The organism is Rossellomorea sp. DUT-2 (assembly GCF_052665285.1).
In genome coordinates this window covers 1-19,187 of the sequence record NZ_JBQPEO010000012.1, presented here as the reverse complement: position 1 = coordinate 19,187, position 19,187 = coordinate 1, and the positions used below count along the sequence as shown (strand labels likewise).

General features: G+C 42.2%; 20 protein-coding genes, 1 tRNA gene, 2 rRNA genes, 1 other RNA gene and 1 other annotated feature. Of the genes, 7 read left to right on the top strand and 17 right to left on the bottom strand.

The genetic code is table 11. From position 1 onward, the window contains the following. Nucleotides 1-134 (bottom strand): 16S ribosomal RNA (locus ACOSV2_RS22455); the annotation flags it as partial. 384 nt (nt 135-518) lie between these two features. Here ACOSV2_RS22455 and ACOSV2_RS22450 point away from each other — a divergent pair. Next, nucleotides 519-998, top strand: coding sequence for a PaaI family thioesterase (locus ACOSV2_RS22450; RefSeq protein ID WP_397554651.1), 480 nt, complete (start codon nt 519-521; stop codon nt 996-998). Here ACOSV2_RS22450 and ACOSV2_RS22445 read toward each other — a convergent pair. The 8 genes from ACOSV2_RS22445 to tadA form a co-directional block, all read right to left on the bottom strand. Beyond that, on the bottom strand, nt 890-1,261 hold the full coding sequence (locus tag ACOSV2_RS22445; RefSeq protein ID WP_428976892.1) for a glycerate kinase: 372 nt from the start codon (nt 1,259-1,261) through the stop codon (nt 890-892). The genes ACOSV2_RS22450 and ACOSV2_RS22445 overlap by 109 nt on opposite strands. A 107-nt stretch (nt 1,262-1,368) precedes the next feature. After that, nucleotides 1,369-1,632 (bottom strand): pro-sigmaK processing inhibitor BofA family protein, encoded by a 264-nt coding sequence (locus ACOSV2_RS22440; RefSeq protein ID WP_044340676.1) that lies wholly within the window; start codon nt 1,630-1,632, stop codon nt 1,369-1,371. A gap of 62 nt (nt 1,633-1,694) precedes the next feature. Then, nucleotides 1,695-1,913, bottom strand: coding sequence for a YaaL family protein (locus ACOSV2_RS22435; protein ID WP_113971516.1), 219 nt, complete (start codon nt 1,911-1,913; stop codon nt 1,695-1,697). Nucleotides 1,914-1,930: 17 nt separating this feature from the next. After that, entirely contained in the window at nt 1,931-2,527 is a 597-nt protein-coding gene (gene recR / locus ACOSV2_RS22430) for a recombination mediator RecR (protein ID WP_044340678.1), read from the bottom strand. Between the two features lie 11 nt (nt 2,528-2,538). Further along, nucleotides 2,539-2,859, bottom strand: coding sequence for a YbaB/EbfC family nucleoid-associated protein (locus ACOSV2_RS22425; RefSeq protein WP_113971517.1), 321 nt, complete (start codon nt 2,857-2,859; stop codon nt 2,539-2,541). Between the two features lie 41 nt (nt 2,860-2,900). Continuing rightward, nucleotides 2,901-4,589 (bottom strand): DNA polymerase III subunit gamma/tau, encoded by a 1,689-nt coding sequence (gene dnaX, locus ACOSV2_RS22420; RefSeq protein ID WP_428976891.1) that lies wholly within the window; start codon nt 4,587-4,589, stop codon nt 2,901-2,903. A gap of 173 nt (nt 4,590-4,762) precedes the next feature. Then, nucleotides 4,763-5,026, bottom strand: an RNA gene (gene ffs / locus ACOSV2_RS22415) — signal recognition particle sRNA large type. Nucleotides 5,027-5,124: 98 nt separating this feature from the next. Continuing rightward, nucleotides 5,125-5,619, bottom strand: coding sequence for a tRNA adenosine(34) deaminase TadA (gene tadA, locus ACOSV2_RS22410; RefSeq protein WP_428976890.1), 495 nt, complete (start codon nt 5,617-5,619; stop codon nt 5,125-5,127). Between the two features lie 83 nt (nt 5,620-5,702). Between tadA and ACOSV2_RS22405 the strand changes: the two genes are divergently transcribed. The 5 genes from ACOSV2_RS22405 (at nt 5,703) to ACOSV2_RS22385 (ending at nt 9,968) form a co-directional block, all read left to right on the top strand. Next, entirely contained in the window at nt 5,703-6,242 is a 540-nt protein-coding gene (locus ACOSV2_RS22405; RefSeq protein WP_113971519.1) for an isochorismatase family cysteine hydrolase, read from the top strand. A gap of 77 nt (nt 6,243-6,319) precedes the next feature. Further along, the gene (locus ACOSV2_RS22400) at nt 6,320-7,606 is read left to right on the top strand and encodes a glycoside hydrolase family 18 protein (protein ID WP_428976889.1); all 1,287 of its coding nucleotides are present in this window, start codon (nt 6,320-6,322) and stop codon (nt 7,604-7,606) included. Between the two features lie 236 nt (nt 7,607-7,842). Beyond that, a complete protein-coding gene (locus ACOSV2_RS22395) occupies nt 7,843-8,499 on the top strand; it encodes a deoxynucleoside kinase (RefSeq protein ID WP_113971521.1) in 657 nt (218 codons plus the stop codon). Beyond that, on the top strand, nt 8,483-9,151 hold the full coding sequence (locus ACOSV2_RS22390) for a deoxynucleoside kinase (RefSeq protein ID WP_113971522.1): 669 nt from the start codon (nt 8,483-8,485) through the stop codon (nt 9,149-9,151). Before ACOSV2_RS22395 ends, ACOSV2_RS22390 begins: the two co-directional genes overlap by 17 nt. A 454-nt stretch (nt 9,152-9,605) precedes the next feature. Continuing rightward, complete coding sequence (locus tag ACOSV2_RS22385) at nt 9,606-9,968, top strand: hydrolase (RefSeq protein ID WP_428976888.1); 363 nt, start codon at nt 9,606-9,608, stop codon at nt 9,966-9,968. Between the two features lie 109 nt (nt 9,969-10,077). On the opposite strand, the gene ACOSV2_RS22380 is transcribed toward ACOSV2_RS22385, so the two are convergent. From ACOSV2_RS22380 to guaB, 6 genes are all read right to left on the bottom strand, one after another. Further along, a tRNA-Ser gene (locus ACOSV2_RS22380) sits at nt 10,078-10,170 on the bottom strand. A gap of 124 nt (nt 10,171-10,294) precedes the next feature. Next, a complete protein-coding gene (gene serS / locus ACOSV2_RS22375; RefSeq protein WP_113971524.1) occupies nt 10,295-11,569 on the bottom strand; it encodes a serine--tRNA ligase in 1,275 nt (424 codons plus the stop codon). Between the two features lie 48 nt (nt 11,570-11,617). After that, nucleotides 11,618-11,826 (bottom strand) — a binding site (T-box leader). Nucleotides 11,827-11,879: 53 nt separating this feature from the next. Further along, entirely contained in the window at nt 11,880-12,470 is a 591-nt protein-coding gene (pdxT, locus tag ACOSV2_RS22370) for a pyridoxal 5'-phosphate synthase glutaminase subunit PdxT (protein ID WP_428976887.1), read from the bottom strand. A gap of 11 nt (nt 12,471-12,481) precedes the next feature. Continuing rightward, nucleotides 12,482-13,363, bottom strand: coding sequence for a pyridoxal 5'-phosphate synthase lyase subunit PdxS (gene pdxS, locus ACOSV2_RS22365; RefSeq protein ID WP_148996631.1), 882 nt, complete (start codon nt 13,361-13,363; stop codon nt 12,482-12,484). A gap of 551 nt (nt 13,364-13,914) precedes the next feature. Beyond that, nucleotides 13,915-15,234, bottom strand: coding sequence for a serine hydrolase (locus tag ACOSV2_RS22360; protein WP_428976893.1), 1,320 nt, complete (start codon nt 15,232-15,234; stop codon nt 13,915-13,917). A gap of 232 nt (nt 15,235-15,466) precedes the next feature. Continuing rightward, complete coding sequence (guaB, locus tag ACOSV2_RS22355) at nt 15,467-16,930, bottom strand: IMP dehydrogenase (protein WP_397554642.1); 1,464 nt, start codon at nt 16,928-16,930, stop codon at nt 15,467-15,469. Nucleotides 16,931-17,042: 112 nt separating this feature from the next. Between guaB and ACOSV2_RS22350 the strand changes: the two genes are divergently transcribed. Continuing rightward, nucleotides 17,043-17,978 carry a YaaC family protein gene (locus ACOSV2_RS22350; RefSeq protein WP_428976886.1) on the top strand — a complete coding sequence of 312 codons (936 nt, stop codon included), beginning with the start codon at nt 17,043-17,045 and terminating at the stop codon, nt 17,976-17,978. Nucleotides 17,979-18,017: 39 nt separating this feature from the next. On the opposite strand, the gene ACOSV2_RS22345 is transcribed toward ACOSV2_RS22350, so the two are convergent. Both ACOSV2_RS22345 and rrf read right to left on the bottom strand, forming a co-directional pair. Beyond that, entirely contained in the window at nt 18,018-18,503 is a 486-nt protein-coding gene (locus ACOSV2_RS22345) for a glutathione peroxidase (protein WP_428976885.1), read from the bottom strand. 512 nt (nt 18,504-19,015) lie between these two features. Beyond that, a 5S ribosomal RNA gene (gene rrf / locus ACOSV2_RS22340) occupies nt 19,016-19,132 on the bottom strand. Between the last annotated feature and the right edge of the window lie 55 nt (nt 19,133-19,187).

Sequence of the window (19,187 nt, the reverse complement as noted above, 5' to 3'; positions counted from 1 at the left end):
AGGCAGGTTACCCACGTGTTACTCACCCGTCCGCCGCTGACTGATGGGAGCAAGCTCCCATCAATCCGCTCGACTTGCATGTATTAGGCACGCCGCCAGCGTTCGTCCTGAGCCAGGATCAAACTCTCCGATAAAAGTTTGAATAGCTCTTTAAAAATAAATCTAGAATTAACGTTGACGTATTGTCTTGTTTTGTTCAGTTTTCAAGGTTCAATATTACTTCGGGCTCTCTTGAGCACCTCTTAAATATAACATTTTTCGTCATAAAGCGTCAAGTTTTTTTTGAAATTTGTTTTTCGCGTCGTTTTGGCGACAAGGAATATAATAGCATCTTCTACTATGAAGAGTCAATACTATTTTTCACCTTTTACAATTTTATTTCAGAAGGTAGTAATGGAAAGCGTTTTTAACTTTATATTTGTAAAAACACTTCACATAAATCAAATCAATAAAGGAATTTCAGAACGTTAATAGAAGAGTACTAGAGAAAGAGTTTGTGATGAAGGGAGAATATAATAATGAACGAAGTCACTCACGCCATTCAGGATGATTACCCAGATGACTTTGCGTGGTGTTATGGCTGCGGCCGACTCAACAAGGATGGGCATCATTTTCGTACCGGAGTGGAAGATGGTCACACGGTCACGATTTACACACCTAAACCGGAACACACTGCTTTGCCTGGCTTCGTATATGGCGGGTTGATTGCTTCCTTAATTGATTGCCACGGCACTGGATCAGCAGCCATTGCTCTTCATGGAAAGAACGGTGGAGTAATCGGTGGTGGTCAAGAGCCTCCACGTTTTGTCACTGCTTCCTTACAAGTGGATTTTATGAAACCCACTCCTCATCACGTTCCGTTAAAAGCGGTGGGCACAGTACATGAAGTTCATCCTAAGAAATTCAGAGTGGAAACAGAGGTGTTTGCAGAAGGAAAACTGTGTGCACGAGGTGAAGTAATAGCGGTGGTGATGCCAAAAACGTTTTTAAGTGAATAGTGGAAGAACAGCAAGTGCCCTTCCTTAATCCTGAACGGAAGGGCACTACAAATATACAAGATTAAACTAACTTGAGCCCATCGTGGTTCCCCATCCATGATGCTCAGGATGGCATCGACCGTGCCTTCACCACCGTCAGCTATTGGGATGATGGCTGTTTCACATGAAGGATTAATCTGATGAATCCCTTTCTTTATTGCTTCAGCCGCTGCTGTACTTGTCATGGAACCTTTAAAGGAATCGGGTGCAATGACGATTTTCATTGTTCTTCCCCTCGTTCTCTTTCTATGTAAAAAAGCAGCCAAGATCCAAGTAAGAATAAATCCCACTTGATGCTTCGACTGCCTTTCTTCTTGCTATAGATGGATGGTTATAGGATCCACATCTGGATGACGGTCAATCCCACCACTCCCGGAATACCTAATATTCCAGAAATAGATGAGGTTGCCAGATTAATAGGAACGTGGATTCCGTACTGACTGCCAAAGGCGTTCAGGAAAAATAAAAATAGTGCTCCGATCATGACCTTCATGGCAACTTGTCCCACAAACCGAAGTGGCTTGATTGGTGTGCCGGTGGCAAGTAGAAGTACAATCAGTCCGCTGATCACTGCAATGACGATAACTGGGCTCATACCCTTCTCTCCTCTCAACATAGAACATAAATAGTCTCTTATTGAAAGGATATGAGGGTTGTCTACCTTTTTATGACGATCTTTCTATGTTTTGCTTCTCTAAAGAGAAAAAAATATTTAGCTTCTGCTATTTTCGAGTGACAGTGGATGTTCAGATTGTAATCCACACTCATCTCATCGATGGAACGTTGCTGATTCCACTGATCCTTGGTTTCGTCTAAAACGTGAAGTAAGGATTGGTCATACTCTTTTTTCAGCTTTCCTTTTTTCCGGAAAAACATAGGTATCCTCTCCTTTGTTAAACGTCTCTTCTTCCCTCGAGAGCTTTCGATAACGTTACTTCATCTGCATACTCAAGATCTCCACCGACAGGAAGTCCATGGGCAATCCTTGTGATTCGGATGCCGGATGGTTTGACCAGCCGTGAAATGTACATCGCTGTCGCTTCCCCTTCTATGTTCGGGTTGGTAGCGAGGATGACTTCCTGGACCTCGTCACCGTGAAGACGCTTTATCAGATCCGGAACATTAATGTCCTCGGGTCCAATCCCGTCCATAGGGGAGATGGCACCGTGGAGCACATGATATTGTCCGTTATACTCTTTCATCTTCTCCATCGCAATAACATCCTTAGGGTCTTGAACCACACAGATGATGCTGCGATCCCGTCTTTGATCCTCACAGATATAGCATGGATCCTGATCTGTAATATGACCGCAAACAGAACAGTAACTCAAGTTTCGTTTCGCATTGACCAATGCTTTCGCAAAATCCAATACAGTATCTTCTTTCATGCTAAGAACAAAAAAAGCCAGACGGGCCGCAGTTTTTGGCCCGATTCCCGGCAGTTTCATAAAGCTGTCGATCAGCTTTGATATAGGCTCAGGATAATGCATCGTATTGCCTCCTAGAACATTCCCGGTAGGTTCATTCCTTTAGTGAATTGACCCATAGTTGAGTTCGTTAATTCGTCCGCTTTCTTCAGTGCATCGTTTGTAGCTGCAAGGACTAAATCTTGTAGCATTTCTACGTCATCCGGATCAACAGCTTCTTCATTGATCTTCACATCAAGAACTTGTTTGTGACCTGAAACGATAACCGTCACCATTCCGCCGCCTGCTGTTCCTTCGATTTGCTTTTCACCTAGTTCTTCTTGAGCTTCCGCCATTTTCTTTTGCATCTTTTGCATTTGCTTCATCATATTTTGCATATTTCCATTTCCACGCATAATCTCATTACCTCCAGTAAATTTTTAAATTCTTACGTTAATCAATCGTTTAGTTCTATTAAATCCATACCGACAAGCTTCTCAGCTTCCTTCAAGATAGAGTCTTCTCCTTGATCCTCGCCAGTCGATTCGCCATCTTCTGTTTTGGAGTTTCGGATAAAGTCTTCTCTTATGGACATCCACTGATCTTCAGGAATTCCAATCGCTGCATAGGTGTTTCCCGTAAGCTCTTCCAGTATGGAAGCAATCGCTGAAGTGAAAGCCTGATTCTCCATCGCCATCTGACAATGAATATCGTATTTAAATTTTAACACAAATGAGCCGTCTGTAGCTGCTACAGGTTCAGCATCATTTAACAATGCTGATTGTGAACGCATTTGACGCTGGTTTAATGTTTCGACCATATCTCCCCAGCGGCTCTTGATCAAATTAAGATCTTCTTTCGTGGCCGTTCGGAGTACTTCCTGAATCTTCCCGGTAGGAGCCCGGAAGCCTTTCTTTGCCCTGATCGGCTTTTTCGCCGGTTGTGAAGCCGGCTCTGCTTGAACCTTGACGCCATTCGCCTTCAGTTGTTCAACCTCTTTTTCAAGAAGTTTGATCTTTTTCATCATGTCGCTCACTTCCGGAGAAGAAGCAGATACCGGCGCTTCCATTTGACAAAGCTTCACAATGGAAACCTCCAGGTAGATACGGGCATGATTCGTGAACTTCATTTCCTGACCTGCCTGATTCAAGACATCGATATATTGATAAATCTGCTGAGGCTGAGTTTGACCGGCCAGTTCTTTAAAATCATCGTCGAGCATGACCCTTTCCAGCGATTCTTCAAGGTTTGGAGCCGTCTGATATAACAGCATATCCCTGAAGTAAAGAATAAAGTCCTCTGCGAACCTTGCCGGGTCCTTCCCTTGGAATAGCAATTCTTCCAAGGCACTTAATCCACTTGTGACATCTCTTTCCAGAATCGCTTTCGCCAATGTATTTAAATAGCCTTGAGAAACAGCACCCGTTACAGTCAAGGCATCGTCTACGGTTACCCGGTCCTGACTAAAGGAGATTGCCTGATCGAGCAGGCTAAGGGCATCTCGCATCCCGCCTTCAGCAGCGCGTGCAATAATCGTAAGAGCGTTTTCTTCAAAGTTCACACCTGATTCTGTGGCAATATGACTCATCCGTCCTACAATATCCCTGGCTGTTATCCGTTTGAAGTCAAAGCGCTGACAGCGTGAGATGATCGTAAGGGGAATCTTGTGAGGCTCTGTAGTCGCAAGGATAAAGATGACGTGCTTAGGTGGTTCCTCTAATGTTTTCAGTAGCGCATTAAAGGCTCCGATAGACAGCATATGGACCTCATCTATGATGTAGACTTTATACTCGACTACATTGGGAGAATATTTGACTTTATCCCGGATGTCCCGGATCTCTTCCACTCCGTTATTGGAAGCGGCATCGATTTCGATGACATCTGGAATCGAACCATCGGTAATCCCTTGGCATGCATCACACTCATTGCAAGGTTCCGCTATAGGAGACCGCTCACAGTTAACTGCTTTCGCCAAGATCTTCGCTGCACTCGTTTTCCCTGTTCCCCTTGGTCCCGAGAATAAATAGGCATGTGAAATCTTTTGATGAAGGAGGGCATTTTGCAACGTTTTCGTTACATGCTGCTGTCCAACTACATCAATAAATGACTGAGGACGCCACACACGATATAAAGCTTGATATGCCAAAATACTCCCCCCTCTTATTTATGTACTATAGTATCTATTATAACGTAATCTAAATCCCTTTTACAAAGAAAACCGGAGATCAATTTAGGATGGAACCCTTTTGTCGATAAATCTTTTTTACAAACAAAAAACTCACCCTATGAAGGATGAGTTGTTGTATATAATTTAAACTGCCGTGCACCTTTCGTCGACAAGCATCCATAGGCGTTACTCAAGCAGTTAGCTCGGCCCAGGCAACCCTGCGGCACATGGGAGCTTCCACTTAATGCTGCTTCCTTCCGGACCTGACATGGTTCATGGATTCCCATTGCGCAGGACCCAGGCGTCAACACCACTTACTTGAGGCAGCCCTACAGAGTGCCAGCCTCGGAAAGGAATTCGGTCTCGCTAGAGCGGATTGCGAGTACAGGGCACCGCTACCTCCCCACCTAGCACGGCAAAATTGATACCATATTTAGTTGCGCCATTAGTGCGACGCAAAATTAAGTATACTAGGATTTACGGTAAAAAGCAATGATGGAATACTGTAAGTTATTTACATACCAGAAATCCCATTCTTCTTCTCGAGCTTCTTCCGCTCTCGCAAATCTTTAAAAAAACGGGAAAGGATTCCCCCGCACTCTTCTGAAAGTACTCCAGGCACCACTTCACATTGGTGATTAAATCGGTCATCTTCCAAGAGATTCATTAACGTTCCCGCACAACCCGCTTTAGGATCTTTTGCCCCATAAATGACTTTCTCAATCCTGGATAAAATGATGGCTCCACTGCACATCGGACACGGTTCAAGGGTGACATAAAGCTCCGCCCCTTCAAGCCGCCATGTGCCAAGCTTCTTACAAGCCTCTTGAATCGCTAAAGTCTCGGCATGGGTGATGGCATTTTGACTCGTTTCTCTCAGATTATGAGCGCGGGCAACGATTTCTTCCCCCATGACAATGACGGCTCCGATCGGAACTTCTTGAATCGCTGCCGCTTTTTCTGCTTCCTTTAATGCTTCCAACATAAATCGTTCTTCTCTTATACCCATTATGTACTCCCACAAATTTATTTCTCGATCTTTTATAAAATATCCCCATTCACCCCAAACTATAAGAGAAAGGGGCATACAATATGATACCTAACCAAACAGCTCTTCTTGTTATCGACATCATGAATCCGTTCGACTTTGAGCATGGAAACACACTGGCTCGCCATACCCTCAACATTGTTGAACCTATAAACACTTTACGTCACTATTGTACCAAACATGAGCATCCTGTCATTTATATTAATGACCACTATGAGCTATGGAAAGCAGATTACAAAGAGATTTACCAGAAATGTCATAATGATGTGAGCGATGGTATCATGACTCCGCTCCAGCCGACGGATAAAGACTTTTTTCTTATTAAACCAAAGCATTCCGCATTTTATGGGACGGCGTTAAATACACTTTTGCACCATTTGTCTGTAAAAAACCTTATCATCACAGGTATCGCAGGAAACATCTGTGTGCTCTTTACAGCAAATGATGCCTATATGAGAGAGTTTAACCTTATTGTGCCCCGTGACGCCATTGCGTCAGTCAGTGACGAAGATAATCACTATGCGTTGACGATGATGAAAAATGTATTAAAAGCGAAGATAGATTCCACTGGTGAGATAGTATAAATTTGTTCTTCAAAACATATCCAGCCCTTCTATTTCATAAGTTGATTATAGTGAATGAAATATAGGAGGGTCTGTGTATGCAAATTCATGTTGTCCAACCGAACCAATCATTATTTGGTATCGCCCAAGCGTATGGATCAACAGTTAAGGATATAGTAGATGCCAATGAACTGCCAAATCCTGATAACCTGGTGGTCGGTCAATCACTGGTCATCCCTATTATAGGAAGCTTTTATTTTGTTCAACCTGGAGATAGCCTTTGGGCGATCAGTCAGAAGACAGGAGTCCCCTATCAGGAATTGGCAAGAGTGAACGGAATATCTCCCAATCAGCCTTTACAGGTGGGGTTTCGTTTATACGTTCCACAGAAGCCTAAAGGAAAAGCGGAGTTTAACGCATATGTAGAGCCTTACGGAAAAGAAGTGGCCCAAAACCTTGAAGATAGTGCCAAGGAAGCAGCACCTTATCTTACCTATCTGGCTCCATTCAGCTTTCAAGCGAAACGTGACGGCACCCTGCAAGAACCACCTCTCGGGAATCTGATTCAAACAGGGAAAGACAATAAGAATGTCATGATGATGGCCATCACCAATCAAGAGGAAGGAACATTTAGCGATGAACTAGGTCGTATCCTGCTGACCGATCAGGCGATCCAGGATAAATTCCTTAATAATGTTGTCCAAACAGCCAAAAAATATGGGTTCAGAGACATTCACTTCGACTTTGAATATTTACGACCACAGGACAAAGAAGCCTACAACCAATTTTTACGAAAAGCAAAACAGCGTTTTAATCAAGAAGGCTGGCTGCTTTCAACCGCCCTGGCTCCTAAGACAAGTGCCGACCAAAAAGGCAAATGGTATGAAGCACATGATTATAAAGCTCACGGTGAAATTGTCGATTTTGTCGTGATCATGACCTATGAGTGGGGATATAGTGGAGGTCCCGCCATGGCCGTTTCCCCTATCGAACCTGTTCGTGATGTACTTGAATACGCCATTTCAGAAATGCCTCCATCCAAGATTCTCATGGGGCAAAATTTATATGGATATGACTGGACCCTCCCATTTGTACAGGGGAGCACAGCGAAAGCCATCAGTCCTCAACAGGCAATCAAGATTGCCGCAGACAATAACGTACCGATTCAGTATGATCAAAAAGCACAGGCCCCATTCTTTAAGTACCGGGATACAAACACCGGAAAAGATCATGAAGTATGGTTTGAAGATGCACGGAGCATCCAGGCAAAGTTCGACCTTATGAAAGAGCTGAAACTTAGAGGGATGAGCTACTGGAAGCTGGGTCTTCCCTTCCCGCAAAACTGGTTGTTACTTTCTGACAATTTCAATGTCGTAAAAAGATAATAAATAGAAGCTGATGGATAGGTAAATCTATAAACACCTATCCATCAGCTTTTTATTTACTTCCCCTTAAGAGTCGACGGTTTAAAGTCGATATAGTGAACGTAGTGCATTTTTTGAACCCGGGAAATAACCTGAACAAACCATCCATATATTGTGTTACAATAATTCCTGTCGTAATTTTTTATTTTTACATTTTAATAAGAGAAAAGATTGCCGTAATATGAGGAGGACAATTAATGGGGCGCATTCCTTTCATTACCGTTGAAGGCCCGATTGGAATAGGAAAAACCTCTCTTGCAAAAGCGATTTCCGATCATTTTCAATTTCACCTGCTAAAAGAAATCGTAGATGAGAACCCATTCTTAGATAAATTTTATGATGACATTGAAGAGTGGAGCTTTCAAACAGAGATGTTTTTCTTATGCAATCGATATAAACAATTGGAAGATATCGAAAAACACTACTTATCTCAGAACAAATCTGTAGTAGCAGATTATCATATTCTTAAAAACATCATCTTTGCTAAACGAACATTGAAAGATGAACAACAGTTCAAAAAATATCTTAATATCTATGACATCTTGACGTCGGATATGCCGAGACCCAATGTCGTGATCTACTTAAACGCAAGCCTCGATACGCTATTAAAGCGCATTGAAAAAAGAGGAAGAGACTTCGAAAAGAAAATCAGCCCTCTTTACCTTAAGCAGCTATCACTGGACTATGAAGAATATATGAATACGTTTGAAAAAACTCACCCGGACATTCCTGTTCTTCGCTACAATGGCGACCATGTAGACTTCGTTCAAAATAAAGAGGACCTGGAACACATTCTTACACAGTTAGAGACTACACTAAAAAAAGGAGTTCACTATCATGAATCTTCGCACTAAATACGGGATCCCGAACAATGCCGTGATCACCATTGCCGGAACGGTCGGTGTCGGGAAATCCACCATGACAAACGGCTTGGCGGGCGCACTCGGCTTCCGAACGTCATTTGAAAAAGTTGATACCAATCCGTATCTCGATAAATTTTATCAGGACTTTAAGAGCTGGAGCTTCCACCTTCAAGTATACTTCTTAGCGGAACGCTTCAAAGAACAAAAGAAAATCTTTGAATACGGCGGCGGTTTCATTCAAGACCGTTCCATCTATGAAGATACAGGCATCTTTGCCCGCATGCATTATGAAAAAGGGAATATGAGCGAAATCGATTATGAAACGTACACAAGTCTTTTCGATGCTATGGTCATGACACCATACTTCCCACACCCTGATCTTCTGATTTACCTTGAGGGTTCCATTGATAACGTCGTTGATCGCATCCGTGAGCGCGGCCGCCCCATGGAACAACAAACACCTGTTGCCTACTGGGAAGAAATGCACGAGCGTTATGAAAACTGGATCAACTCTTTTAACGCTTGTCCCGTACTAAGACTGGACATCAGCGAATACGACCTGGTGAACGATCAAAACTCAATCGAACCAATCGTTGAAAGAATCGGATATTTCATTGAACAGACGAGAATGTTAAAGAGCTAAAAATTAAAAAGACTACTCTGGCCAATGCGGCAAGGGTAGTCTTTTTTTATATAAAATTTTTTTGTTTTAAATAAGAAACAAGGATTTAGCAAACAAAATCATTTAAGGTGAGTAGTGGTTGGTTTGTTCTTCATGAATTATATTTTTATTGGGTTGTACTTTGACAACTTATCTTTGTAGCTCTTTCACGAAATCTCTAAAGATGGTGAGGGGAGCTGCGTAGACTCCTGCGGAAAAACGGGCGTGCCGAGACCCCGCTCGACTAAGTTGAGGAGGCTCGGCCGTTCGTCCGCGGAAAGCGAAGCGGTTTCCCTAACCATCCAGCACACACTAATTGACAGAGCATGGGCAGACGATATGTTAATAAACAACAATCTGAAGAACATCCATCCGTTTATTTCCATTTAGAAAGAGGTATATGTAGTAGTAAACAATTTATGAAGGAGATGAAGGAATGATGGAATCGAAACAAACGTATTTTGTAGATATAAGCAGCGGAGATATTCTGCAAGACCCGAATCAAAATGCCAGTCCTAGCTTTCGCATATTTGCCACCCCAACAGAAGTAAACGAACTGAAAATGTTGTTCAACGATAACTATGATGATGACATGTCGACTATGAGACGGGCTCAGGTTCCTTTCCGCCAATATCACAATTCACCAGAGGACGATCAATATGATCAATCGATGATAAACATCTATTCTATGATCTATAAGCTTGGTGACGAAGAAGCACGGAGACATATTATAGAAATAGGCGTACTTGGACATACTTCGGATTCTCACTTAAGGGAGGATATCCAAAACCTTAAGTAAATTCTCCTTGAGTCAATGGTCGTATGTATAAAGCAAAAAAATTCGTTACATATAATATGTAACGAATTCTATCTCCAATGTTTATGCGCTATGGTTATAAAAAAATCAATGGAGGAGGAAGGGGGATTCGAACCCCCGCGGGCTGTTACACCCCTGTCGGTTTTCAAGACCGATCCCTTCAGCCGGACTTGGGTATTCCTCCGTATCGACAAGAATTATAATAACATGGTGTACAAATGGAGTCAAGCATATTTCTTAAAAAATTTAAAAGGTGCCCCGCGCTGAATTCGTGAGGCACCTTTTAAATATTGTCCAGCTGGCTGATGTTATTTAATGACTTCCGCTCCACCCATATAAGGACGAAGAGCTTCGGGAACGATTACAGATCCATCTTCTTGCTGGTAGTTTTCTAAGATAGCGGCAACCGTACGTCCAATTGCTAAACCAGATCCATTCAGCGTATGCACATGTTCAGGTTTTCCTTTAGCTTCTCTCCTGAAACGAATGTTTGCACGTCTTGCCTGGAAGCCTTCAAAGTTACTGCAAGAAGAAATCTCACGGTATGTTCCGTAGCTTGGAATCCATACTTCAATGTCATATTTCTTGGCAGCGGTGAAACCTAAATCCGCTGTACACATAGATAATACACGGTATGGTAAGCCCAGTAACTGAAGAACTTTTTCAGCATGGCCAGTCAGCTTCTCAAGCTCATCATAAGAGTCTTCAGGTTTCACAAATCGAACAAGCTCAACTTTGTTGAATTGATGCTGACGGATCAGACCACGTGTATCACGACCGGCAGATCCAGCTTCAGAACGGAAGTTGGCACTGTACGCCACATAGCTTACGGGTAACTCTTCACCCTTCATGATTTCATCACGGTGATAGTTCGTTACAGGCACTTCTGCTGTAGGAACCAGGAAGTAATCCTCACTTTCGATTCTAAACGCATCCTCCTCGAACTTAGGAAGTTGACCTGTTCCCGTCATACTCGCTCTATTCACGAGGAATGGAGGGATCATTTCTGTATATCCATGCTCATCCATGTGGAGATCCATCATGAAGTTAATCAGGGCTCTTTCAAGTCTTGCCCCTAACCCTTTATAGAAAACAAAACGGCTGCCTGTCACTTTGGCGGCACGTTCGAAATCAAGGATCCCAAGCCCTGTTGCAATGTCCCAGTGAGGCTGTGCCTCGAAATCAAACTCACGAATCTCTCCCCATTTGCGGGCCTCTACGTTATCATCTTCGGTTTCACCAACCGGTACCGTTTCATGTGGAATGTTAGGAATGGAAAGCAGGATACGTTCTAACTCCTCTTCAATCCCTCGTAGTTCATCATCCAGTTTTTTCACCATGGCCCCAACTTCACGCATTTCAACAATCAGGTCCTCCGCATCCTTTTTCTCTTTCTTCAGCTCTGCAATCTGCTGGGATACGTCATTTCGCTTGCTCTTTAATTCTTCAGTTTCCACAAGCAGCTCTCTTCTTCTCTTATCAAGCTCTTCGAATTTATCGAAATCCTCCAGGTTCTCACCGCGGTGCTGTAGACGGGCTTTCACATCTTCCAGATTATTACGTAAATACTTAATGTCTAACATGAGATTCTCTCCTTTTTTATGAAAAAATAAAAAACCCCCATCCCTGGTAAAAGGGACGGAGGTTTCCGCGTTGCCACCCTAATTGAAGACGCTAAGCACCTTCCTCTTAAGAGATGGTAACGGAATCACCGAAAATACCTACTTCATTCAGTACTTCACTCAAGGATGGATTCATAAAGCTCTTGCGTCGATTCTCACCAGCCACCGACTCTCTTAAGCAAGCCTTCTTTACTACTATTTCCTATCAACGATTTAAATGTTTATTGGTTATTTCATAATCTACTACAATGTTTTCCATTTTGCAATAGAATTATGCGATTGTTTTTTCCATGCTTTCTTTCACCATATCAACGAAGAAAGACGTCAAGCGGTGATCGTCCGTTAATTCAGGATGGAAAGAGCAACCGAGGAATTGCCCGTGGCGTGCAAGAACAATCCGTTCATTATGCTTAGCCAGGATTTCAACATCTTCTCCCGCTTCCACGATATGGGGAGCACGGATGAAGACGGCATTGAATCCTTCTCCAATATGAGCAATCGAAAGATCCGCTTCAAAACTTTCTTTCTGACGCCCAAAGGAATTTCTTTCCACTGTTACGTCCATCAAACCAATGTGTGGTTCGTCGTATCCGACAATGTGTTTCGCTAAGAGAATCAATCCTGCACATGTTCCAAAGATCGGCTTCCCGGCTGCCGCGAATTGTCTTAACGGCTCCATAAAGCCGTATCGATCAATCAGCCTTCTCATGGTGGTACTTTCCCCACCTGGCATGATCAGGCCTTGAATCTCTTCCAGCTGTTCCACACGCTTAATGACGATGGCCTTGGCACCAGAGGCTTCGATTGAACGCACATGCTCTCTGACGGCACCTTGAAGTCCTAATACACCGATGTTCAACATAGAATCACACCTTACCATCCACGATCTTGCATACGGTTTTCAGGTAAAATAGAAGAAATTTCTACTCCCTTCATTGCTACACCAAGCTCTTTAGAAAGCTCTGCGATCAACTTGTAATCTTGATAGTGAGTTGTCGCTTCTACGATCGCTTTTGCAAATTTTTCAGGGTTTTCTGATTTAAAGATACCAGAACCTACGAATACTCCGTCAGCCCCTAATTCCATCATAAGAGCCGCATCAGCTGGTGTTGCAATTCCGCCTGCAGCAAAGTTTACAACAGGTAAACGTCCGTTTTCTTTAATTTCTAACAATAATTCATATGGAGCTCCCAAAAGTTTAGCTTCCGTCATGATTTCATCTTCGTTCATGCTTACAAGCTTGCGAACCTGGGCATTTACTTTACGCATATGACGAACCGCTTCAACGATGTTACCTGTTCCCGGCTCACCTTTTGTACGTAACATAGACGCACCTTCACCAATACGGCGGGCAGCTTCTCCTAAATCACGGCACCCACATACGAATGGAACCGTGAAATCTCTTTTATTTAAATGGTACTCTTCATCAGCTGGCGTCAATACTTCACTCTCATCAAGATAATCAACACCCATTGATTCAAGAACTCTTGCCTCTACAATATGACCGATACGAGCCTTTGCCATTACTGGAATCGACACAGCGCCCATAACTTCTTCAATAATACGGGGATCTGCCATTCTTGCTACCCCACCTGCAGCACGGATGTCTGCTGGAACTCGTTCTAAAGCCATTACTGCCACTGCACCCGCAGCTTCAGCAACTTTTGCCTGCTCTGCATTGACAACGTCCATAATAACGCCGCCTTTTTGCATTTCAGCCATACCTCTTTTAACACGATCTGTACCAGTATTCATATCTATATCCCCCTTATATTTATCCCATGCCTGTCCCATTTACACCCAAAAAAGGAAGAAAACGCGACTAAAACAATCGGAATGATTATGTAACCCTACTGCTAAATAAACAATAAAAAAAGACTTATGTCAAGACGAAAAGCGGAAGCGGCTCGTTCTGGGGTGACAAGCATAAGACGAGTCACCCGGAAAGGCGTTTTTTGCCTTTTGGGCATGTTTGGCTTATGACCTCGAGCCTCTAAGCCCTGGAGCTGGACATCTCGAAAAGCAGAAGCGGCTTGGTCAGGCCCGACAAGCATAAGATGAATCGACTGGAAAGACGCTCTTTGCCTTTTTGGTCGATTTAGCTTATGACCTCGAGGGACTAGCCGCTGGAGCTGGACATCTCGAAAAGCGGAAGCGGCTTGGTCAGGCCCGACAAGTATTTCTTTGGAATTCCACAAGGCGATCTTCCTTAGATAATTCTTTATCACTCTACCTATAAAAAAACACCAAGACTTGTCCTGAAATAAAAGTCTTGGTGCTGATTTAATCATTTACCTAAGGGCTTATTAGAACCAGCCTTTAACCGTTGATGTAACCGAGTTCCAGATGTCCCCGAAGAAACCACCTACCGCTCTCATTGAAAGAACAAACCAGTTGGCTTTTTCAACACCATCTACAGCCACAACAGATGCTTTCGATGCATTTGTGCCTTTATCTGTAAGGTACCCTAAATCTTTCTTATCCTTTGATTCTAACGTGACATACCCAACTTTTTCTCCTTTTTTAACCGGAGCAGTCAGTTCACTGTCATCGTTCAGCTTTTTCTTATTCAACACAAATTTCGGTTTGTATTGATCTTCTTCGCCGTTTTTAATCACCATGCTTAACGGGGCATCCGTTTTAATTTGAACTTCTTTTTCCTTCCCTTTATCAACTGGAAGTGTCTTTTGACCTTTCACTTGATAGTCAGCAGGGAGCATTTCCTCTATTGAATAATTGTTGAATGCATAATCCATCATTTTTCTTGTTTCACTAAAGCGGGCATCGTAGGAGTTTTCACCTGGTGCAACTTCTACATTCATCACTACTGTAATGTATCTCATGCCATCTCTTTCGGCAGTACCTGTGAAACATGCTCCTGCAAAATCAGTGGTGCCTGTTTTAAGTCCGTCCATACCCTCATATTCACGAATGAGACTCGGCAGCATATAGTTCCAGTTTTCCATTGGTACTTCGTCTTCAGTACCTTCTGCAAACACCTTTTTAGGAATACTGGAAGTTTCTAACACTTCCGGAAAGTCTTTCAACATACGATAAGCTAATGTAGCGGTATCTTTAGCTGACATCACATTTTCTTCTTCAGGTCCACCCACTACCTGATCAACATAAGGAGCTAAGTCCCGATTATTCAAACCTGAAGAGTTGACAAATTTATAGTTTTTTAATCCAAGTTCTTTGGCCTTTGCGTTCATTTTTTTTACGAAGTTTGCTTCTGACCCAGCTACAATTTCAGCTATTGCCATAGTTGCTGCGTTAGCAGATTCAATCGCCATTGCTTCATATAGGTCTTTGAGTACGTATGTTCCTTCTTCTCTTAATGGAACATTACTTAAACCATCATTATGGGACATATTTGATACTTTCGTCGGTACCGTATACTTCTGGTCCCATTTCACCTTACCTTCTGCCACAGCCTCCAGTAACAAGTACTCTGTCATCATTTTCGTCATACTCGCAATGCCTTGAGCATTTTCTGAGTTCTTTTCATAAAGAATTTTGCCCGTGCTTGCTTCTACTAGAATCGCAGCTTTTGCGTTAACGTCCAAATCTCCTTGAGCATTTGCAGGTCTCTCTACAATACCCATTGCCAACATTAAAACCATCATACAAACAAAAGATTTTTGAATCCAACTTCTTTTCACTATTAGCCCTCCAAGATTTTATGTACACCTTCGTTATTTTATCATAGTTCGAAAGGTAAGAATAGACAGAGAATATGACTAGTTTTGGCATGGGTCAAGGGACTTGCGACCTCTGATAAAAGGCGGTAAATATCCTTTTAATCTAAATAAAAAAATGCTGATCAGGAATATCTGATCAGCATTTGGAATTATTTTCTTATAATGAATAATTTGGTGCTTCTTTCGTGATTTGGACATCATGAGGATGACTTTCACGAAGTCCGGCACCCGTCATTTTAATAAACTGTGCCTGCTCTCTCAACTCATATAAATCCTTCGTTCCACAGTATCCCATGCCTGAACGTAAGCCTCCAACTAACTGATACAGTGTATCAGCTAAAGGTCCTTTGTAAGGAATGCGTCCTTCAATGCCTTCTGGAACAAACTTTTTCGCTTCTTCCTGGAAATAGCGGTCTTTCGATCCTTTTTCCATGGAGCTTACGGATCCCATTCCTCTATATACTTTGAAGCGGCGTCCCTGGAAGATTTCCGTTTCTCCAGGGCTTTCAGATGTACCCGCAAGCAAGCTTCCTAACATAACAGCATGTCCACCGGCTGCCAATGCTTTAACGATATCACCTGAGTACTTGATGCCACCATCGGCGATGATGCTCTTACCGTGCTTTCTTGCTTCTGTTGCACAATCATATACAGCGGTAATTTGTGGAACACCTACACCTGCAACAACACGGGTCGTACAGATTGAACCAGGTCCAATCCCCACCTTGACAACATCAGCACCCGCTTCAATTAATTCACGTGTCGCATCAGCCGTTGCCACATTACCGGCTACGATATTTAACGTTGGATAAGCTTCGCGGATTTCACGAACAATAGAAAGAACTCCTGCTGAATGACCGTGAGCCGTATCGATTACAATGACATCCACATGTGCTTTCACTAAATGTTCAACACGAGTCAGCGTATCTTTCGAAATACCGACAGCTGCTCCAACTAATAAGCGTCCTTGATCATCTTTAGCAGAGTTAGGGAATTCAATTACTTTTTCGATATCTTTAATCGTAATCAAGCCCTTAAGTGTCCCTTCTTGATCAATCAGAGGAAGCTTCTCAATTTTGTACTGCTGAAGAATTTTTTCCGCTTCTTCTAGGGTAGTGCCAACAGGAGCTGTCACGAGATTTTCCTTCGTCATGACATCAGAGATTTGAATGGAGTAATCCTGGATGAAACGAAGATCACGATTCGTTAAAATCCCGACAAGCTTCTGCTCTTGTTCGTTGTTCACAATCGGAACACCGGAAATTCTATATTTGCCCATCAAGTGTTCTGCAGAAAAGACCTGATGATCCGGAGTTAAAAAGAATGGATCAGAGATAACTCCACTTTCGGAACGTTTTACTTTATCTACCTGCTCAGCCTGCTGTTCAATACTCATATTCTTGTGGATGATACCCAGTCCACCTGTTCGAGCCATTGCTATTGCCATTTCAGCTTCTGTTACAGTATCCATCCCTGCACTAATCACAGGAACATTCAATTTAATTGAATCTGTTAACTCTACAGAGATGTTTACATCCTTTGGTAATACCTCTGATTTGGCTGGTAATAATAAGACATCATCAAACGTTAAACCTTCTTTAGCAAATTTAGAATCCCACATGTTTTCGGCCTCCCTAGTCCCAAAATATTATTAGTAGGTTATCAATTGGTTAAAATACTGTCAAGAAGAATAGGATTAATTTAATTTTTCAGAATAATTAGAAGGTGATCATTTGAACGAAATACATCAACACTGGGACTTCATCCACTATTTTCAGTCTGCAGAATACTCCCAGAAGTTTCTAAGAAAATGTTATGAAAAGTTAGGGTCTTCTCAAGCTGAAATGAAAAGCTATGATAACTGTTATCCATTCATGTACTACCTGGAGCAAGGGGAACTTTACTACAGACAAGCCATGCAATCTCCTATATCTCTCAAGCCCATTTTGCTTTTCTATGGATTTATTCACTTTATTAAAGCCATTGTTTTAACTGAGGACCCCCTATATCCAGAAACGACCACGGTCCTGGCCCATGGAATTACCTCCAGGAAAAGAAAAAAACAGCAGTACCGCTTTTTACAAGATGAAGTAAAGGTACAGAAAAATGGTTTATTTTCACACTTTTCCAACCTCTTGTTTCACGTGAAACATATCGTGGGGGAAAAATACAAGATGGAAGATTTACTCGTGCAAATTCCTGAACTTGATGGAGCATTTCAAATATTGCTCAAAAAGAAAACGATGTTCTGGTTTAATCACAAACATGAGCTGATGATTGATGAGTCACTACTTTCCCATTTTCATATGTCAGAACATTTGTTCAAACAATATCTGAATGAAAAGTTAACAGAAAATTTCACTTGGATTTCGGACAATACGTTACAATCACTACTTGTTCAAGAGCAACTTCCCTTAAGGTGGCACTTGAATGAAAACAAATTAGCCCTGCCCGGTAATCGGAATGAAGCCACTACTATACCTGAAGTACTCATCCATTATGCCATACTATACAACTTAAGCATGATTGCCCGTTACGAAACAGAATGGTGGGTGGAGCTGTTAAAAAACCGGACCAATGAAGATTATCCCATCATCCATACGTTCATCAATGTTACAACAGAAAAAGCACCGTATCTTTTACTGAAATTACTTCAGGATAAAATGTAGGGGAAAGAGGAAGGATGGCGGCCTCCCTCTCCTCTTTCCCTATTTTGCTTGAAGTAACCTTTTAATATCGTCTTCAATTTTACGGGGATTTGTTTGCGGGGAATAGCGATCTACTACCTCTCCATTTTTCCCAACTAAAAATTTAGTGAAGTTCCACTTAATGTTCGAAAGAAGGACACCCTTTTTCTCTTTCGTTAAAAACGTGAACAGAGGATGAGCTTCTTTCCCCTTCACATCGACTTTTGCAAACATCGGAAAAGATACGCCGTAGTTCACCTGACAAAACTCCATGATTTCACTCTGATCATCAAATTCCTGTTTCATGAACTGATCACAAGGAAATCCAAGTACAACAAGTCCTTCTTCCTCATACTCTTCGTACAGGCCCTGCAGCTCCTCAAATTGAGGCGTAAAGCCACACTTACTGGCTGTGTTCACGATAAGCATCACTTTCCCTTGGTACTCCTCCAGAGACGTCACAGATCCATTCGATCTTTTTACAGTGAAATCATAAATTGTCGTCATGTTCTTCTCTCCTTGTATATACTCTTATTTAAATAATACTTTAGAGAGTTAGTGGATAGCAATTTTGAGCATGTGATGGTTTAAAAAGACTATTTTGTACAATAAAATGAAGATGCATCTGCAAAAAGGACTAATAAATGTGCTATTTACAACTTAAGCTGTCTCTATTATTTACGAATCTATGTTTTTAGTAGTAAATACTACTATTTTCTTAAATTCATAGATGTGAAAGTGTGGAGATTCAATCGTTTTTGCGTCTTTTTTTATCTTTTTGCGTCGTTTCAAGCTGTTATTGCGTCTTATTTTAATTTTTTGCGTCTTTTTCGGCCACTATTGCGTCAATTTTTCGTTTTTTGCGTCTTTTACCAATTATCACCTAAATACTCAGAGTAATTAACCTCTGAAATAGATTATCCACTCAGCTGTATAGAGGATGGATGTTCAATCTGCGATTTCATCAATTCAAACAACAAAAAAGAGTAGCCCCTAAGAGCTACTCTTTCTTCACATTTGCCTGGCGACGTCCTACTCTCACAGGGGGAGATCCCCCAACTACCATCGGCGCTGAAGAGCTTAACTTCCGTGTTCGGCATGGGAACGGGTGTGACCTCTTCGCCATTGTCACCAGACGAATATTCAATTGAAGGATTGTTCCTTCAAAACTAGATAAAGAATTGATGTCAA